General features: G+C 71.7%; 17 protein-coding genes. 11 read left to right on the forward strand and 6 right to left on the reverse strand.

What is annotated here, in order from left to right:
* The first annotated feature begins 68 nt into the window (after positions 1–68).
* The 6 genes from NR798_RS32720 (at position 69) to NR798_RS32745 (ending at position 6,776) form a co-directional block, all read left to right on the forward strand.
* Positions 69–1,475: an RsmB/NOP family class I SAM-dependent RNA methyltransferase gene (locus NR798_RS32720; RefSeq protein ID WP_375766449.1), complete on the forward strand. Its 1,407-nt coding sequence runs from the start codon at positions 69–71 to the stop codon at positions 1,473–1,475.
* 74 nt (positions 1,476–1,549) lie between these two features.
* A complete protein-coding gene (locus tag NR798_RS32725) occupies positions 1,550–3,316 on the forward strand; it encodes a M61 family metallopeptidase (RefSeq protein WP_375766450.1) in 1,767 nt (588 codons plus the stop codon).
* A 25-nt stretch (positions 3,317–3,341) separates the two neighbouring features.
* Complete coding sequence (locus NR798_RS32730) at positions 3,342–4,787, forward strand: hypothetical protein (protein WP_375766451.1); 1,446 nt, start codon at positions 3,342–3,344, stop codon at positions 4,785–4,787.
* 44 nt (positions 4,788–4,831) lie between these two features.
* On the forward strand, positions 4,832–5,215 hold the full coding sequence (locus tag NR798_RS32735) for a carboxypeptidase regulatory-like domain-containing protein (protein ID WP_375766452.1): 384 nt from the start codon (positions 4,832–4,834) through the stop codon (positions 5,213–5,215).
* A 71-nt stretch (positions 5,216–5,286) separates the two neighbouring features.
* Positions 5,287–6,150 (forward strand): ribonuclease HII, encoded by an 864-nt coding sequence (locus tag NR798_RS32740; RefSeq protein ID WP_375766453.1) that lies wholly within the window; start codon positions 5,287–5,289, stop codon positions 6,148–6,150.
* Positions 6,147–6,776, forward strand: a complete 630-nt coding sequence (locus tag NR798_RS32745; protein WP_375766454.1) for a hypothetical protein — start codon at positions 6,147–6,149, stop codon at positions 6,774–6,776. The genes NR798_RS32740 and NR798_RS32745 overlap by 4 nt, the downstream gene beginning before the upstream one ends.
* Before the next feature lie 30 nt (positions 6,777–6,806).
* Here the strand turns inward: NR798_RS32745 and NR798_RS32750 are convergent, their stop codons facing one another.
* Complete coding sequence (locus tag NR798_RS32750; protein WP_375766455.1) at positions 6,807–7,292, reverse strand: hypothetical protein; 486 nt, start codon at positions 7,290–7,292, stop codon at positions 6,807–6,809.
* A gap of 107 nt (positions 7,293–7,399) precedes the next feature.
* On the opposite strand from NR798_RS32750, the gene NR798_RS32755 reads away from it, so the two are divergent.
* From NR798_RS32755 to NR798_RS32765, 3 genes are all read left to right on the forward strand, one after another.
* Positions 7,400–7,822: an NUDIX domain-containing protein gene (locus NR798_RS32755; RefSeq protein ID WP_375766456.1), complete on the forward strand. Its 423-nt coding sequence runs from the start codon at positions 7,400–7,402 to the stop codon at positions 7,820–7,822.
* Positions 7,823–7,838: 16 nt separating this feature from the next.
* The gene (locus NR798_RS32760; RefSeq protein WP_375766457.1) at positions 7,839–8,987 is read left to right on the forward strand and encodes an RIP metalloprotease; all 1,149 of its coding nucleotides are present in this window, start codon (positions 7,839–7,841) and stop codon (positions 8,985–8,987) included.
* A gap of 112 nt (positions 8,988–9,099) precedes the next feature.
* Positions 9,100–9,765, forward strand: coding sequence for a hypothetical protein (locus tag NR798_RS32765; protein WP_375766458.1), 666 nt, complete (start codon positions 9,100–9,102; stop codon positions 9,763–9,765).
* A gap of 216 nt (positions 9,766–9,981) precedes the next feature.
* Here NR798_RS32765 and NR798_RS32770 read toward each other — a convergent pair whose 3' ends face one another.
* From NR798_RS32770 to NR798_RS32790, 5 genes are all read right to left on the reverse strand, one after another.
* Entirely contained in the window at positions 9,982–10,650 is a 669-nt protein-coding gene (locus tag NR798_RS32770) for a molybdenum cofactor biosynthesis protein MoaE (RefSeq protein WP_375766459.1), read from the reverse strand.
* Between the two features lie 6 nt (positions 10,651–10,656).
* The gene (locus NR798_RS32775; protein WP_375766460.1) at positions 10,657–12,417 is read right to left on the reverse strand and encodes a PKD domain-containing protein; all 1,761 of its coding nucleotides are present in this window, start codon (positions 12,415–12,417) and stop codon (positions 10,657–10,659) included.
* 97 nt (positions 12,418–12,514) lie between these two features.
* Positions 12,515–13,237, reverse strand: a complete 723-nt coding sequence (locus tag NR798_RS32780) for an MXAN_2562 family outer membrane beta-barrel protein (RefSeq protein WP_375766461.1) — start codon at positions 13,235–13,237, stop codon at positions 12,515–12,517.
* Complete coding sequence (locus tag NR798_RS32785; RefSeq protein WP_375766462.1) at positions 13,234–14,154, reverse strand: MXAN_2561 family MXYO-CTERM-anchored protein; 921 nt, start codon at positions 14,152–14,154, stop codon at positions 13,234–13,236. The genes NR798_RS32780 and NR798_RS32785 overlap by 4 nt, the downstream gene beginning before the upstream one ends.
* Before the next feature lie 128 nt (positions 14,155–14,282).
* Positions 14,283–15,311 (reverse strand): aspartate-semialdehyde dehydrogenase, encoded by a 1,029-nt coding sequence (locus NR798_RS32790; protein WP_375766463.1) that lies wholly within the window; start codon positions 15,309–15,311, stop codon positions 14,283–14,285.
* 209 nt (positions 15,312–15,520) lie between these two features.
* Here NR798_RS32790 and NR798_RS32795 point away from each other — a divergent pair, with 209 nt between their 5' ends.
* Together NR798_RS32795 and NR798_RS32800 are read left to right on the forward strand one after the other, a co-directional pair.
* The gene (locus NR798_RS32795) at positions 15,521–16,066 is read left to right on the forward strand and encodes a PDC sensor domain-containing protein (RefSeq protein WP_375766464.1); all 546 of its coding nucleotides are present in this window, start codon (positions 15,521–15,523) and stop codon (positions 16,064–16,066) included.
* A gap of 4 nt (positions 16,067–16,070) precedes the next feature.
* The gene (locus tag NR798_RS32800; protein ID WP_375766465.1) at positions 16,071–17,969 is read left to right on the forward strand and encodes a methyl-accepting chemotaxis protein; all 1,899 of its coding nucleotides are present in this window, start codon (positions 16,071–16,073) and stop codon (positions 17,967–17,969) included.
* Positions 17,970–17,975: the final 6 nt, after the last annotated feature.

The raw sequence follows: 17,975 nt of genomic DNA on the forward strand, positions 1-17,975 counted from the left end.
CGCCCGGGATGCGATTCGCCTGCCTGCCGACAGAGCAGGCCCGCCTCCCGGGCCCCCCGGAGCTTTTCATGAAGAAGAACCCTCGCCCGCCCCCGCGGGCGCCCCAGTCCCGACGTGAGCCGCCCTCCTCCGAGTCCGAGGCGTCGCGCGCGGCCCGCCCGCTGCGCGAGGACCTCGTCCTCCAGGCGAGCCTCGAGGCCTACGGTTACATCCGCCACGAGGGCCGCCTGTCCGACCGGGCCCTGGACTTCACCCTGCGCCATAAGCGCAACCTCTACTCCAACGAGCGCCGTGCCGTGGCCGAGCGCGTCTACGCCCTGCTGCGCCGCCAGCTCACGGTGGACTTCCTCCTCGAGCGCGCCCACAAGGGCTTCTCCCGCCTGGACAAGACGCGCCAGGACGTGCTGCGCCTGGCCACCTCGCGCATCCTCCACGGCGAGCCCCTGGACGTGGTGGCCCGCACCTCGGGGCTGACGGGCTCCCAGGCCGACGCGCTCGCCGCCCTGCCCGAGGCCGCCCGGGCGCTGGAGGCCCTCCCCCGCGACAAGCGCTTCCCCATCGCCGCCTCGCTGCCGGACTTCCTCGCCACGCACTTCCGCGCCGTCTTCGGCGACGACGCCGAGCGTGCCGCCGAGGCGATGAACGAGCGCGCCCCCCTCACCGCCCGCCTCAACGGCTTCAAGGGCACCCGGGAGCAGCTGCGCACGATGCTGGAGCGGGAGGGTGTGCCGTCCACCCCCACCCCGCTCTCGCCGCTCGGCGTCTTCCTGGACACGCGCACCAACGCCTTCTCGCTGGAAGCCTTCCGCGAAGGCTGGTTCGAGCTGCAGGACGAGGGCAGCCAGCTGCTCGGCATGCTGGTGGACGCGCCGCCCACCAAGGTGGTGGACGCGTGCGCGGGCGCGGGCGGCAAGACGCTGCAGCTCGCCGTGCAGATGAAGAACCGGGGAGACCTGCACGCGCTGGACATCGAGGAGTGGCGGATCGACGAGCTGCGCAAGCGCACGCGCCGGGCCGGGGTGCACAACGTGCGCACCCAGGTCATCCCCCCCGAGGGCGCCGAGGCCGACGAGGCCATTGCCTCCCTCAAGGGCAAGGCGGACCGGGTGCTGGTGGACGCGCCGTGCAGCGGCACGGGAACCTTCCGCCGCAAGCCGGATGCGCGCTACCGCCTCACGCCCGAGATGCTCGTGGACCACGTGGCGAAGCAGAAGCGGCTGCTGGAGCGCTTCTCGCAGATGGTGAAGCCGGGAGGCCGGCTCATCTACGGCACGTGCAGCGTGCTGCGCGAGGAGAACGAGCAGGTGGTGGAGGACTTCCTCGCCAGGCACCCGGACTACTCGGTGCGGCCGGTGGCCGAGCAGCTCGGGCCGGAGCTGGGCGCGAAGGTGGGCCCGGGGCCCTTCCTGCGGCTCGCCCCACACCTGCATGGCACGGATGGATTCTTCGGAGCCATCCTCGTGCGCGCGAAGTAGCCTGTCCGCCGGGGGGCGGCCTGGGCCCGTCCCCTGGTGATGCTGTCCCCCTCTCGCCCCCTGGAGGGCTCGGAATGCCGGAAGCGGTCCACTATCGCGTCTCGATGCTCCGCCCGCACTCGCACCTCTTCGAGGTGGAGGCCACCTTCCCCGCGGGCCCGGACGTGCTCGATGCCGTGCTGCCGGTGTGGACGCCCGGCAGCTACCTCGTGCGCGAGTTCTCACGCCAGGTGCAGGACCTGAGCGCCGCGGGCCCGGGAGGCGAGCCGCTCGCGGTGCGGCGCGTGGACAAGCGCTGCTGGCGCGTGCAGGCACAGGGGCGCGCGGTGACGCTGCGCTACCGCGTCTACGCCAACGAGCTCACCGTGCGCACCAGCCACCTGGATGGCAGCCACGGCTACTTCAACGGCGCCACCCTCTTCCTCTACACCGAGGCCACGCGCGGCATGGAGCACCTCGTCACCGTGGAGGCCCCCGCGGGCTGGAAGGCCTTCGCCGCGCTGGAGCGCCGGGGCGAGGCCTTCGTCGCCAAGGACTACGACGAGCTGGTGGACAGCCCCTTCGAGGTGGGGCCGAACACGCCCCTCACCTTCACCGCCGCGGGCGTGCCGCACGAGGTGGTGGTGTGGGGGGACACGGTGCCGGACGCGGGCCGCCTGTGCTCGGACCTGCAGCGCATCGTCGAGGCGCAGGCGAAGCTCTTCGGCGGCCTGCCGATGAAGCGCTACCTCTTCCTGCTCTACCTCACGGACAAGGGCCGCGGCGGGCTGGAGCACAAGGCGTCCACCTCGCTGCTCTTCCCGCGCGCGGGGCTGCAGAACGCCCGGGGTTGGGAGGATCTACTCACCCTGGCCGCCCACGAGTACTTCCACCTGTGGAACATCAAGCGGGTGAAGCCGCTGGCGCTCGTGCCCTTCGACTACTCGCAGGAGAACTACACCTCGCTGCTCTGGGCCTTCGAGGGGGCCACGTCCTACTACGACAACGTCTTCGTGCTGCGCGCGGGGTTGATGAGCGACAACCGCTACCTCACGCGGCTGGGCGAGACGCTCTCCACGCTGCACGCCACCCCGGGCCGCAAGACGCAGACGCTGGCCGAGGCATCGTTGGTGAGCTGGGTGAAACACTACCGCCCGGACGAGCACTCACCCAACAGCGCCATCTCCTACTACCTCAAGGGCGAGGTGGTGGCCGCGCTGCTCGACCTGGAGATCCGCCGCGCCACGGACAACGCGCGGGGCCTGGACGACCTGATGCGCCTGTTGTGGCAGCGCTACGGGGACGAGTCCGGGGTACCCGAGGACGGCGTGGAGGCGGCGGCCTCGGAGGTGGCGGGCAGGGACCTGAGCGCCTTCTTCGACCGGGCGGTGCGCACCACGGAGGAGCTGGACTACTCCGTCTTCTCGCACGTGGGCCTGGAGGTGCGCTTCCGTCCGCGCGAGTCCCCGAGCGACAAGGGCGGCACGCCCCCACCGCGGGTGAAGGGCGAGGCCCGGCCGAAGGGCTGGCTGGGCGTCACCACCAAGGGGAGCGCCACCATCGCCACGGTGCTGGAGGGCTCGCCCGCGCAGGAGGCGGGGCTGTACGTGGAGGACGAGCTCGTGGCGCTCGACGGCTGGCGGGTGGACGCCGCGGGGCTGCTGTCGCGCACCGAGGACAAGTCGCCGGGGGACACGGTGCGGCTCACGGTGTTCCGCCGGGACAGGCTGGTGGAGGTGCCGGTGACGCTCGGCCAGAAGCCCGCGGATGCCGTATGGCTGGCCCGGGTGGACAAGCCCACCGATGCACAGAAGGCGGCCTACCAGGCCTGGCTGGGCGCGCCCTGGGAGGAGTCGGGGTAGGCTGGAGGCAGCAGAGGTCCGCACCATGCCGCCGAAACGTCTCGCCCGCTGCAAACGCCACCCCTCCGCCACCGCCGGCTGGCGCTGTGACGGCTGCGGCGCCCCGCTCTGTCCCGAGTGCGTGGAAGCCCGGCGCATGCAGACGGTGGATCTGCTCTTCTGCCGCGAGTGCGGCGGCCAGGCCGAGACGCTCGTCCTCCACCGCTCGGAGCAGGCCTCCTTCCCGGACCGGCTGGGGCAGGTGTGGCGCTATCCCTTCACCCGGCAAGGGCTGATGGTGGCGGCGGGGCTCGGCGCCGCCATGGCCATCGCGGGCTTCATGACGCAGGTCACGCTCATCGTGGCGCGGCTGGCACCGGCGGCGGTCAGCGCGGGCATCTTCTGGGGCGCCTTCTTCTCCCTCATGCGCTCCACCCTGCGCGGGGAGCGCGAGGTGCCCATCCCCGACTACAGCGACGTCTTCTCCGACTGGCTCGTCCCGGCCCTGCGCGGCATGGTGGCCAGCAGCGTGGTGTGGCTCCCGCTTCCGCTCTACCTCGTGCTCAGCGGTGGCTGGAACGTCTCGCAATACATGGATGGCCTGCTGAGCGACCCGATGTTCTACATGACCGGCAGGTTCCACTCGATTCCGGGGGAGCAGCTGCTGGAGGACCCCGTCGCGTGGCTGCTGGCCCTCACCGGGCTCGCCTGGCTGCCGATGACGCTGATGATGGCGATGACGGGCGCCGGCCTGCTGGACATCCTCAACCCGGTGACGGGCCTGCAACGCATCCTGCGCCTCGGACGGGACTACGCGGTGGCCCTGGGCGCGCTGCTCACCCTGGGCCTCGTCTACCTCGTCGTCCACCTCGTCAGCTCCAGCCTGCGGGACATCCCCTTCGAGATCATCATCTCGCGCTGGCTGGCCCAGGTGCTCGAGTGCCTGGTGTTCTTCGTGATGGCGCGGGTGCTCGGGCTGCTGCTCTACACGCGGGGAGATGCCATCGGGTACGGCGCGCCGAGCGACTACGTCACCCCGGTGCTGGCGGACGCGACGCCGCGCACCTCGCTGCGCGTGGACCCCGCCCCGGCCTCGCTCCCCACCCCGGAGGCAGCGGCCGCCCCCGAGGCCCGGTTGCAGGAGCTCGACGCGGCGGTGCGGGCCCGTGACGTCCCCCAGGCGCTCGCGCTCTACACCGCGCTGAGCTTCCTGCCCAAGGGCTCCATCCCCCCGGCGGTGCACCTCTTCGTCGGACAGGCGTCGGCCGCGCAGGGGGACAACGCCCTGGCGGTGCGCGCCCTGGAGTCCGCGGCGGACTCGGCCCCGGATGATCCAGTGGCCCCGCGCGCCCTCGTCCTGCTGGCCCGCGTGCTGGGTGAGCGCATGCAGGAGCAGACGCGCGCCGAGGACGTCTACCGTTACATCGTTGACCGGTACCCGGATACGGAGGCCTCGCGCTTCGCTCAGGGCCGGCTTCCGCCCACCAGCTGACATCCGGCGTTGCCGCGCGGGAGGGCCGTGCGCAATCCCTCCGCATGCTTCGGGCACGCCAGCTGCTGCTTCTCCTGGGTCTCACACCGCTCGTCTCCTGCGACGGGGGCCTGCGGGTGAACCGGCAGGGAGACCCCTGCACCGAGAAACTCATCACGCTGCGGGTGGAGGTGGTGAACGCACAGGGAACCCCGGTGGAGGACGCCCTCGTCACGGCCACGCACGTGGACACGGGGCGCACCATCACCGGCACCACGGGGGACCGAGGCGTCACCACGGCGGTGAACGAGGACATTGGCGAGGGCATGGTGCGTCTGACGGCCACCGCCGGCTCCAAGGTGAGCGTGCCGGCCGAGGTGGCCTGGACGTGCGACGAGTGCCACTGCCACCCCGACCCCGACACGGTCCAGCTCCAGCTCAATCCGTAAGCCCCTCCGGGCGGCTGCCTCCTCACTCGGCGTTTGTCCCGCGCGTCCCGACTCGCTAGGTTGAGGACGCCATGTCGAGTGTGGAAGACCTCCTCCGGTGCTCCTTGACGGAGCTGACCGAGCGCTTCGTGACCCAGTCCCGCTCCGTGCCCACGGGCCTGCTGGAGGCGCTGGAAGCGGATCCGCGCCAGGGGGCGAAGGCCCTCGCCCGCCGCATCCGGGGACTGAAGGGGAAGAACCGCGCCGAGGGCCAGCGCCTGCGCCACCTGCTGCGCTTCGAGAGCGAGCTGTGGGAGCTGGGCCACACGCACATCGCCGGGGTGGACGAGGCAGGCAGGGGCCCGCTCGCCGGCCCGGTCGTCGCCGCGGCGGCCATCCTCCCCAAGGGCTGGAAGCTGGAGGGGCTGGACGACTCGAAGAAGATCGCCGACGAGGCGCGCCGCGACGAGCTGGCCGAGGCCATCAAGCGCGGGGCGGTGGCATGGGCGGTGGGCCAGGCGGACTCGGAGGAGATCGACCGGCTCAACATCCGCCGGGCGAGTCTGCTGGCCATGCACCGCGCGGTGCAGGGGCTGGGGATTCAGCCGGACTACGTGCTGCTGGACGCCTTCACGATTCCCGAGTGCACCCTGCCCCAGCGCGGCATCATCAAGGGAGACTCGCTCTCGCTGAGCATCGCCGCGGCGTCGGTGCTGGCGAAGACGACGCGGGACAGGCTGATGCGGGAGCTGGACGTGCAGTACCCGGGCTACGGCCTCGCCGAGCACAAGGGCTACCCGACGGCCGAGCACGTGCAGAGCATCCGGGAGAAGGGGGTGCTGCCCATCCACCGCCGCAGCTTCGGGCCGGTGCGGGAGGCGCTCGGGCTCAGCGTGCCCGCGGAGGCCGCCGGGCCCATCCAGGGTGAGCTCTTCACGGGGAACGGACAGCCGTGAGCGCGGACAAGGACATCGACGGGTGGCTGGCCGAGCGGGGCATCACCCCCTCGGCCTCACGCGCCAGTGCCCGGGCCGCGTTGGAGGAGGCGGGGCTCACCAGCTCGCGCAAGGTGCGCATCAGCGAGCCGAAGCTGCCGCGGGCCGAGCAGGTGCTGACGGAGCGCTTCTACCGGGTGTGCGCCGCGTCCGCGTGCCAGCAGGTGGCGAAGGCGAGCGGCCGGGAGCCGCTGCCGGTGGAGCCGCGCAGCCACTGTGAGCACTGCGGAGGCTCGAACAACCGGCGCGCGGAGACGGCCTTCCTGGAGGCGTGCGGGCGGCATGGAGTGCGCCGGGTGGTGGTGGTGGGCGGCTCGCCGGCGGTGCGCGAGGAGCTGGAGGGCACGCTCGGCGGCAGCATCGAGCTGCGCATGGTGGACGGCACCGAGCGGCGCACGGCGGTGAAGGCGCAGAGCGACTTGGAGTGGGGAGACCTGGTGCTCGTCTGGGGCGCCACGGAGCTGCACCACAAGGTGAGCGGCCACTACACGCAACCGGGCACACCGCACCGTCACAAGGTGGTGCACGTGGCCCGGCGAGGCGTCGCCGCGCTGCTCGAGGCGGGCATCACCCACCTGGAGCGGTGAGCAGCACCGCCCCGCGAGCCCTTCCCTGGCTCAAGGAACGAGGGGGCCGCAGGGCTGCCCATTCTGGACGGCCTGGTAGCGCATCCACACCTGGCAGGCGCACTCGGGCTGCTGGACGCGCGGCTCGTAGCGCACGCGCAGCACACCTTCGAACTGCGTGGGGCATAGGGTGGTGGCCTCCAGGTGCACCGTCACCTGCTCCACCGTGCACTGCGTCCCCTTGGCATTGAGCGGCGCATTGGCCGCGCTGCCATCGAGCATGAAGCCGTCATTGTCCGTCGAGCCGCCCTCGAGGAAGGCGCCCACGAGCTGCATGTCCATCAGCTCGTAATCCATCCGGACGACCTCGCCGGTGATGATGAGCTCTCCGGTGTCGAAGCTGTCCTGGACGGAGGACGCGGAGAGCAGCCCGCAGTCATCGAGGATCACCTCGGTGGCCGTGAGCGCATAGGGGCCCTCGTTCTGGAGGAAGGCGTTGGTGCAGCCCGTGCCGAGCGACAGGGCCAGGACGGACATCAGGAGCGATCGGAACAGTCGGGTAGCGGCCACGGCATGCAGGCTAGCTCAGCCCGAGCACACGTGCAGGGTGCAATGGTGGCACCAGCGGCTAGACTGGCTGCTCCATGGCCCCGTACAAGAATCCCACGCCCACGGTGGACTGCATCATCGAGCTGCCAGGGGAGCGTGTCGTGCTGATCCGCCGCAAGAACCCGCCCCTGGGTTGGGCCCTGCCCGGCGGCTTCGTGGACGAGGGCGAGCGGCTGGACGTGGCCGCCGCGCGCGAGGCCAAGGAGGAGACCGGCCTGGACGTGGAGGTGGTGGAGCAGTTCTTCACCTACTCGGACCCGTCCCGGGATCCGCGCAAGCACACGGTGTCCACCGTCTACCTCTGCCGGGCCACGGGAGAGCCCACCGGCTCGGACGACGCGGCCGAGGCCCGGGCCTTCCCGGTGGATGGCCTGCCCGCGGAGCTGTGTTTCGACCACGGCACCATCCTCGCCGACTACCTGGCCTACAAGCGGACAGGCCAGCGGCGAAAGCTCTGAGGCTCGGCACTCCCGGATGCACTACCTCCCCCTCCTCCTCGCCCTCGGCCTGCTCGTCGCACTGCACGAGCTGGGACACCTCGTGGCCGCCCGGCTGCTCGGCGTACGGGTGGACCGGTACACCTTCGGCTTCGGCCCGGCCGTCTTCACCTGGAAGTTCCGGGGAACGGAGCTCGTGCTCGGGGCCGTCCCGCTGGGTGGCTCCACCCGCATCCACGGGATGAACCCCCACGAGCCCGGGGTGGACCCGGCGGACCCCACGAGCTTCACGGCCCAGCGCCCGTGGAAGCGCTTCCTGGTGCTGTTGGCGGGGCCCCTGACCAACTGGTTCTTCGCGCTGGGCATCCTCCTCGCGCTCTACACCTCGGGCACGCACGTGGTGGTGCCGCTCACGGTGGGCACCATCACCCCCGGCTCGGAGGCGGCGCGCGCCCAGTTGCTGCCGGGAGACCGGATCGTCAGCGTGGACGGACAGCCGCTGGAGAGCTGGAGCGGCTTCGTGGAACTCATCGCCCAGAACCCCGGCCGCGAGCTGACGCTGGGCGTCGAGCGCCAGGGCGAGCCGCGTGAAGCGAGGGTGCGCCCGCGTCCCGACGAGCGGGGCGAGGGCCGCATCGGCGTGAGCCAGCAGTACGTGTACCGCATCCATGGCCCGGGCCAGGCGCTGCTGCAGGCCATCGCGCACACGGGCAACCTCGCCACCGAGGGCGCGCGGATGCTCGGCGGCCTGCTGCAAGGGCGGCGGAGCATGGCGGACGCCAACCCGGTGGGACTGGTGAAGCAGTCCTCGGGTGCGGCGGGCAGTGGCCTGGGCTCCTTCCTGCGCGTGCTGGTGAGCATCTCGGTGGCGCTCGCCCTCTTCCACCTGCTGCCCCTGCCCTCGCTGGATGGGGGGCGGATGCTCTTCGTCCTCATCGAGGCGGTGAGCCGCCGCAAGGTGCCACCGCGCGTGGAGACGGTGGTGCACGCGGTGGGCTTCCTCGTGCTGCTGGGCGTGGTGCTGACGGTGGCGCTCGCGGACCTGCGCCAGCACCTCCGGCGCACCCGTACCGCCGCCATGGCCCCGCCCGCTTCGGCCCCCGCGAGCCCCGCGGCGGCCGCCCTCCCCGCTCCAGCCGCCTCCGACGGGGGCCTGCCCCTGCGAGCGGACGGGCTCGGCGAGTAAGCGTCCACGCCCGGCCAGCCGCTGTACACCCGGCCGGAAGTGCCCCCCGGATGACGCTCCCCCACCCGAAGGCGACGCCAACGCCTCGGGAAGGGCCTATGCTCCCCGTCCTATGAGCACCGAGGCGAAGAGCACCAACGCGAAGCACGACGGCCTGTTCTGCGAGCTCTTCTGGGGCACCACCCGCAACGAGGTGTGGAGCTTCGGCCCCGAGCAGACACGCGTGCTCGCCGCGCAGGACGAGAAGACGGCCCTGCCGCTCTACGGCTTCACCCTGCCGGAGGAGCCCTACCTGCTGGCCGAGCGCACCGCGCAGGGCTACCGCGTCTTCGTGCCTCCCGCCGCGCGCGTCGAGCGCAGCCGGCGCGGCGATGCCTTCCGCCCGGTGCCGGACGCGGAGCTGCAGCGGACCGGAGACCGTACCTGGGTGGCGCTCACCCGGGATGATCTGCTGCGCCTGCGCGAGGGCGACCTCTCGCTGCACCTCACCTACTCCGTGGCGGGCAAGCGCGAGGCGAGCGTGCACCTGCGCGACCTCGGCTGGGTGGCGATGGGGGCGGCCCTCTTCCTCAGCCTGCCGATCGGCTTCCTCATCGCGGGGCCCTCGCCCGAGAAGATGGCCGAGTCCAACGCCCGCGCCATCAAGGCGGCGCGTGATCGCGAGCAGGCCGAGCGCAAGCGGCTCGGAGTGGACACGCCCGCCCGGCCCATCTCCCCGGACGCGCAGCAGCCCGACGCGGGCGTGAAGACGGTGCCCGCCAACCTCGGCATCAACTGACTGGGAACACATGCGCTGGCCGCGCGGCCATTTCCCCGCGCCCACTTCTCCGCGCCCACTTCCCCGCGCCCACTTCCCCTCTCCCTTCGGGAGAGGGACGGGGTGAGGGTATCGAGTGAACCCGGGTTGAACCCCCTGCCCCCACTGCGGGCCTCGGGTTGAAGAACGGGGACTGGCACCCTCACCCTGACCCTCTCCCGAGGGGAGAGGGGATATTCAGGGCCCCAGGCCCACCCATACCTCGCCGTCCTCGAAGAACTCCTTCTTCCAGATGGGGACGTCCTGCTTGAGCCGCTCGATGGCGTGCTCGCACCCGAGGAACGCCTCCTTGCGGTGGGGCGCGGCGGCGGCGATGACCACGGCCAGCTCGCCCGGCGTCAACGTCCCCACCCGGTGCACGATGGCCAGCCGCGTCCCGTTGAACTTCCCGGCCACCTCGGCGCCAATCTCCGCCAGCTTCTTCTCGGCCATGGGCGGATAGGCCTCGTACGCCAGCCTCAGCACGCGCCGGCCCCGCGTCTGGTTGCGCACCGAGCCGGAGAAGGTAACGAGCCCTCCATACGCCTCACCCGACACCGCCTCCACCACCTCCTCCAGCCGCAGCGGCCGGTCCACCACGCGGAACAGGCCACCACTGCCCCCGGCCACTGGCGGAATGAGGGCCAGCTCGGCGCCGGCGGGAACCTCGTCCTCCGTGCTGGAGAACTCCTGGTTCACCGCCACCCGCAGGTGCGGCAGCAGGGGTGCCAGGGCGGGGTGGCGCGTGGCGAGCAGGCGCAGCACGTCCGTCACACGTGCGCCCGGGGGCAGCTCCAGCGGCTCTCGCGGGAGCCCCACGCGCTCGCGCGCCGCGGCGAAGTACAGGACGGTGATGGTGTTGGACACGGCTCCCTATCTGCTCCGCTCTCGCAGCGCGGCACGCGCCCGGAAACGGCCGCCGCCCTCCTCGGGCGCGAAGTCAATGAAGATACTCTCCACGGGCGGCAGCTGATCCAACATCGTGCCCACCAGCGAGCGGGCCACGGGCAGCTGCTGCGGCGACACGCCGGGCACCTCCTTGGGGGCGTCCAGCTCGGCACGCAGCCGGCCCACGTCCACCATGCCGGACAGGTGGCCAGGCTCGAAGGCATTGGCGCCGAAGCGCTCGCGCAGGGCCGTGCCCACGTCCCCCGGGGGGCGGACCCCCAGCGACTCGCCGCCATTCACCGTCAGCCGGTCCGCCGACACGGTGAGCTCCACCGGCTGATCCATCACCCGCGTGCGCAGGCGCGTGCCGTCCTGCCCCTTCACCACCTCGTAGGGCTGCCCGCGCGTCTTGAGCCGCCCGGTGAGCCACTCCAGCACCGGCTCGGAGCGGACGAGCCCCGCCTGGAAGAGCAGCGTGCCGCGCGGCTCCGGCCGCCGGTTGCCCAGGAAGAAGTTGCGGTAGAAGGCCACCGCGTCGAAGTAGGCCAGCAGCGTCATGTCTCCGCGCAGCGCCCCCAGCAGGTTCTCCGCGCCGGCCGCGTCGAAGCCCTCCAGCTGCAGCCGCTGCATCGTCCGCTCGCGGCGCTCCGAGCCCGGCGCTCCGAAGACGAGCTTCGTCATCTCCTCGGGCGGCATGGACACCATCAGCGCGGCGATGGGGCCCGCGGGCGCCTTGCCCAGCAGCTCCGAGCCCGGCCCGCTCTTGCCCGCGAAGAGCGACTTGTCCGTGGCCACCCAGCCCTCCAGGTCCGCCTGCCCCTCCTCCACCTTCAGCGCCGCCCAGATGCCGCGGATGCCGTCGGAGGTGTCTCCCTCCTCCGCCCGCGCGAAGAGGTGCACGTTGCCCGCGCCCACCTTCGGCTTCAGCTCGGTGAGCAGCGGCTGCTCGGACAGCCCCGGGCCGCTCATCCCCGTGATGCGCGCGCGAATCGCCTCCTCCGCCCCGGCCTCCGGCCCGCCCTCCTGGGCCAGCACCTTCTCGATGCGCAGGCTCGCCTCCTCCTCGCCGTCCTCCTCCCCCTCCTCGTCCGGCGAGTCCGGCACCACCAGGTAGAGGTAGCCCCTGTCCGGGAAGAGCAGCATGGTCGTCCCGCTCTCACGCTGGAAGCGCACGGCGCCCTCGGGCTCGCGCGCCACCACCCGCGCGCCTCCGGAGCGCAGCTCCTCCACCACCGCGTCCAGCGCGGCCTGGCTGTCCGTCACGCCCAGCAGCGCCACCGTGCCCTCGAAGCCGGGCAGCGAGAAGAAGCCCACGCCCTCCTCCGGATCCACCAGCCGGGGCTCGCTCCGCAGCTCGCGCAGCACCAACGACAGCAGCGGCGCCTCCTCCAGCGCCTGCCGCGCCTGCGCCTGGCCCAGCATCCGCGAGGCGAAGTCCACCAGCGGCTCCACGTTGCCGCGCAGCTGGGGGAAGAAGATGGCCACCTCCGCGTCGGCCGGAATGGCGCGCAGCACCGGCCGGGGCACCACCGTCACCATGGCACTGGCCAGCACCTCGTCCTTCTCCAGCGCGCGCACCTGGTAGCTGCCCGCGCGCGGGAAGGCGTGGGACAGCCGCGCGCCCTGCTGCGGCGGCGTGCCGTCTCCGAAGTCCCAGCTCACCTCCGGCGCGTCCCGGGCCTCGGAGCCGAAGCCCACCGGCACGCCGGCCTCCACCGTGCGATCTCCCCCCGCCTCCGGTTTCACCGCCCTCCGGCAACCGGGACCCGCCAGGGCCACGGCCACCAACACGAGGACTGTCAGGGCTCGAGGGGAGGCTCGCACATGCGCTTTCATGTACGGCCTAGTAATCCAACGCCAGACCGAACATCCAGTACGAGTCGGAGAGATCGAATCCCTTGCCGCCGAAGTTGTTCACTTTCGCGTAGGTGTACTCGGCGAAGAGATAGCTGTGATTCACCCCGAGGTCCGAGTCGAAGTCGCGCGCCAGCCGCGGCTCCAGCACGTCCATCAGGAAGGCGATACCGCCCACCACTTCCCAGCCGAACTTGGCCCCGCGCCCCGAGCCGCCTTCGGGCGGCGCCTCGATCTCGCCGCCCTTGGTGGACCACCAGGGCGTGAAGACGAGGCCGGGCTTGATGTAGGGCACCAGCGGAATGCCCCAGCGGAAGGCGGGGTAGTCGAACCGGTAGACGGCCCGCGCGTGGATGGGCAGCACGTGGAAGCCGGTGCGATCCGCGGACGGCGAGCCCGACTCCGTCACGGCCGCGGCATACTTCTCCGCGTACCCCACCGACAGGCTCACGCCCGCCGTGCCGATGCCCTGGTAGAAGAAGCGCTGCATCTCCACTTCGAAGAGCAGCATGTTGGAGCCGCCGAAGACGTCCGCGTACGGCGACGCCCCCTCGAGCGCCTCCTCCGCGTCGAACTGCGGCTTGTAGCCTCCGAGCCGGAACTCCACGGAGCCGTTGCGAGGCGACTGGTTGGGCACATCGGACCTCTCCTGCGCCTCGCCTGGGAGCGCGGTGAGCACCACCGCCACGCCGAGGGCCACTGCTCGAGTCATGAACGATTTCTCCTTGAGAACAGCCAGAACCCCAGGGCGGCCAGCATGCCTCCGCCCGCGAAACCTCCGCCCGTGGCACCGCACCCCGTCTCCTCGCCGCCCGCACCCCGGTACTGCTCATAGAAGCCCAACGTCCGGGTGGGCGTGCCCTCCTCGGCCGCGGACGCCGGGCTCTGGTTGCCCGCCGCGTCGTAGGCGAAGGCCTCGAGCTGGTACGTCACGTCGTTCTGCAGGTTCTCCACCCGCACGTCTCCCCGCGCCACGCCCTGCCGCTGGTTGGAGACCTCGACGCCCTCCAGCTTCGCCACCACCCGCACCTCGGCGGCGTCATCCGGGGCATCCACCTTCACCCTCAGCGCCTTGTCCAGCGCCGCCACCCCCGAGATGGCGGGCGCATCCGGACTCTTCGTGTCGTAGGTGATCTTCAGCGGCGTCGCCGCCTTCACCACGTTGGAGCTGCACGAGCCCAGCGCATCGGCCGTCTTCGACGCCGCGCACAGCAGCATCGTGGACTCCAGCCCCGGGTCTCCGCATGCCACCGCCGAGCCCCCATCGGTGGGCGTGGTGGTGGAGAAGATGGGGAGGTTGGACACCTGGAAGGTCGCCGTCGTCGCGGCTCCGCCCGCCGCGGTGATGCTGCTCTGCGGGATGGAGGTCAGCGCGCGCGACGACCCCGACGACTGCGCGGAGACCGACTCCCGGCAGTCCGTGTCGGTGGTGATCCAGAGGGAGAGCTCGGTGCAGGGGAAGCCGGCCACCCGCCAGTTGAAGGAGCTCGTCTGTCCACAGAGGCTCGGACCGACGCTCAGGGTGTCCGTGCCGGTCAGGGACTGGACCGAGATCTGGACCGAGGACCCGAACTGTCCGAACGCCGCGGACGACAGGAGGACCGTTGCGGTGAGGAAGAGGTTACGCATGGGCGGGAAGCAGGGTAGCAAGCCGGGGGCCAGGGGACACCCGCCTCCCTTCCCTGGGGTTGCCCGGGGGAGCCGGGCCCCGCCCCCGGTCAAATGGGCAGGGGCGGCCCGGCGGCCTTGCCAAATTGTCAGGCGCCCGACTCGGCGAGCCGGAGGCCGGCCTCCACCAGGTTGAGGGCGGCGCCCCGGCCGGCGTTGTCCACGGTGGCGAAGAGGGTGAGCCACTCGGGGGCCTGGGGGAAGGAGCGCAGGCGGCCCACGTGGACGGTGGGGTCCGCGGTGACGAGGCTGGGCAGGGGGTAGACCTTCTCGGTGGGCGTATCCAGCACCTTGAGCGCGGGCGAGCCCTTGAGGGCGGCGCGGGCCTGGTCCACCGGGGCGGGCTTCTTCAGCCGCACGTGGAGGCTCAGCCCATGGCCGAAGAAGGTGGGCACCTGCACGGCGGTACCGGCCACCACGGGCACCTCGCCCTTGCTGGCGAAGAGGCGGGCGCACTCCAGCGTCCAGCCGGCCTCCTCCTCCGTCCAGGGCGAGTTGGCCATGAAGGGGCCCACCTGGGGCACCAAGTTGAAGCCCACGCGGTGGGGGAAGACGTGCGCCTCCGGCTCGCGGCCGGACAGCAGCGCCGACGTCTGCAGCTCCAGCTCCTTGAGGCCCCGCTGGCCCGAGGAGGACACGCCCATCAGGGCCGTCACCTGCACCTGGGCCACGCCAAAGGCCTGGCGCAGCGGCTCCACGATGGTGGCCACGGCCGTCGTCACCGCCGAGGGCAACGACACGATGCGGCCCTTGAAGGGGGTGCCCAGCGCCTCGGAGTTGAAGCCGGGGAGCACCAGCGGGACGGTGCCATCGGCGCGGAAGGCGGAGCTCACGTCCACCACCCAGGCGCCCGCGGACTGGGCCAGGGGGGCGAGCGTGCGCGAGGCATCCGCCGGCGTGGCCAGCAGCACCAGGCCGATGCCGCGGAGCGTCTCGGCCGAGACCGGCTCCACCTCCAGCGTCTCCTCGCCGTACGGCAGCTCCTCGCCCTCGGAGCGCCCCGAGGCCAGCACGGTGAGCTGCTCGGCGGGGAAGTCCCGCAGCAGGAGGGTGGAGAGCACCTCGGTGCCCACCACGCCCGTGGCGCCCACCACGGCGATTCGCAGGTTCTCGTTCATGGCGGTCCCTTTACCCCAGCCCCTCGCCTGGCGCACGGACCGCGCTCGCCCCCGGCACCTCCCCCGCCCCTCCGCGGATGGCTTCACTGGTAGACGTCTACCACTGAAGGGCCCGCCTGGAGGCTCTCCCACCGTGTCCGCATGGAGAGGGAGCAGGAGCCCAGGCCGGGGACGGGTCCGCGAGCCCCCTTCCAGTAGACTGGCGCGACATGCCGATGTGGACCCTCGTCTCGTGGTTGCTGCTCGCGAACGTGCCGCCGGATGGGGCGGCCCAGTTGAAGAAGGTGGACGGGCTGATGCCCGAGCTGCGGCGCATCGCCATGGATGCCGCGGTGGTGCGCGAGGTGAAGCGGCAGAACGCGCGGCGCGTGCCCCTGGACACCGTGCGGCAACGGGACGAGGAGTGGCGGGCGACGCCGGCCCTCACCCCCTTCAAGCGCCAGGTGCTGGGCAGCACGTGCGCGCGCTCGCTGGAGCGCCACCAGGAGCGGATGGGCCGGGTGATGGCCGAGGTCTTCGTGATGGACAACCAGGGCGCGCTGGTGGGCGCCACGCGGCGCACGTCCGACTACTGGCAGGGCGATGAGCCCAAGTGGCGTGAGGCCTTCAACGGAGGCCGGGGCGCGGAGCTGCGCGAGCGGCCCTTCTTCGACGAGTCCTCGCAGTCCTATGTCCTCCAGGTGTCCCTGCCGGTGAAGGACGGCGCCCGCGTCATCGGCGCCCTCACCGTGTCCATCTCCCTGCTCGAGCTCTGAAACCATGAACCTCCCCTTCCTGGGTGACCTCAAGCTGCGCGGCCGCATCACCCTGTCCGTGGCGCTGCTGTCGGCCCTGTCCATCCTGTCCATCACGGCCCTGGGCCTGTCCTTCACCCGGAGCACGCTGTCCAAGCAGATCCACGCCACGCTGAGGGTGGAGGCCGAGGGGCTCAAGGATCTGGTGGAGCGGACCCTGGCCGAGCGCGAGGCCAACGTGCGCAGCTGGTCCGAGGACACCATCCTGCGCGGCGCGCTGCTCTTCGACACCTTCGACAAGAGCGACGCGGTGCTGGCGGGGCTGGCGAAGAACCACCCCTCGGTCAGCGGCTTCGTCCTCTTCGACGAGCGAGGCCGCGCCGTGTCGGCCAGCTCGGAGGCGCTGCGCAAGAGCTTCCAGGGCCGCGAGAAGGAAGTGCGCGAGACGGCATGGTACCGGGCGGCGCTCGAGGGGCGCTTCACCGCCGACGGGCTCTCGGGGGAGAAGGACGCGGCCTTCGGCAAGCGGGTGCTGCCGCTGGGCGCGCCGGTGAAGAGCCCGCTCAGTGGCGCCCGCCTCGGCGTGATGCTGGCCGCGTATGACTGGAGCCAGGTGAGGGACGTGGTGAAGGCCGCGGTGCAGCGGGCCCATGATCGCTCCCAGGGCAGCTTCGCCCTGGAGGTGCGGCGCGCGGATGGCTCGGTGCTCTTCGACTCGCGCCCCGCCGAGGCCGGACCCATGGTGCGGGCCGTGTCCGAGGAAGCCATCAACGGCACGGACGTGCGGGACGTGGGGGATGGCTGGCACTTCGTGGCCCGGATGGACGCGCCGGAGGCCTATGCCCCGCTGGCGCAAGCGGCCACGGCGGCGCTCGCGATGTTGGGATTCTTCCTGGCGCTGACCATCGCGGGTGCGTATTGGCTGGCGCGCGGCATCGCCCGGCCCATCTCGGCGCTGAGCGAGGCGATGACGCATGTGCTCGAGGAGGGAGACCTCTCGCACCGCGTGGAGGTGAACAGCCGTGACGAGGTGGGTGAGCTGGCCACGGCCTTCTCGCGGATGATGGAGCAGCTGCGCCAGACGACGGTGGGCCTCCAGCAGGGCACGCGCGTGCTCACCGGCGCAGTGGCCGAGCTGAGCGCGGCGTCCGGGCAGCAGGAGCGCAACCTCGCGCGCCAGGCGGCGGCCATCCAGCAGACGCAGGTCACCGCGCAGGAGATTCAACAGACGTCGAAGATGGCGGAGGAGCGCTCGCGGGCGGTGCTGGAAGTCACGACCCGGGCCGAGGAGGTGGGCAGCATGGGCGAGGCGACCCTGGGCGCCAGCCTCGCGGGGCTCCAGGAGCTGCACGAGAAGGTGGGCAAGCTGGCCGGCACCATCATGTCGCTCGGCAACCGCACACAGCAGATTGGAGAGATCGCCCAGACGGTGAAGGACCTGGCGGACCAGTCGAACATGCTGGCGCTCAACGCGGCCATCGAGGCGGTGCGCTCGGGCGAGCACGGCAAGGGCTTTGGCGTGGTGGCGCGGGAGATCCGCGCGCTGGCCGATCAGTCCATCGAGTCGACGGACCGGGTGCGCGAGCTGCTGGATGACATTGGCAGGTCCATCCAGTCCACGGTGACGATGACGGAGAAGGGGCAGCAGCAGATGCAGGACGGGCTGGCGCAGATCAAGGCCAGTGGCGAGAGCCTGCGGGAGCTGACGTCCATCGTGCGGGACAACGCGGGAGCGGCCCGGCAGATCGCCGTGGCGGTGAATCAGCAGAACGCGGGCATCTCGCAGATCTTCACCGCGGTGACGGACCTGTCCTCGCTGATGGACGAGACGATGCAGGGAGTGCAGGCCACCACGCGGGCCACGAGCACGCTGCGCGAGGCGGCCGAGCGCATGGAGTCGGTGGCCCGCACCTACCGGGCGTAGCCTCGA

Source organism: Archangium gephyra (assembly GCF_042230915.1).
Taxonomy (GTDB): domain Bacteria; phylum Myxococcota; class Myxococcia; order Myxococcales; family Myxococcaceae; genus Archangium; species Archangium gephyra_B.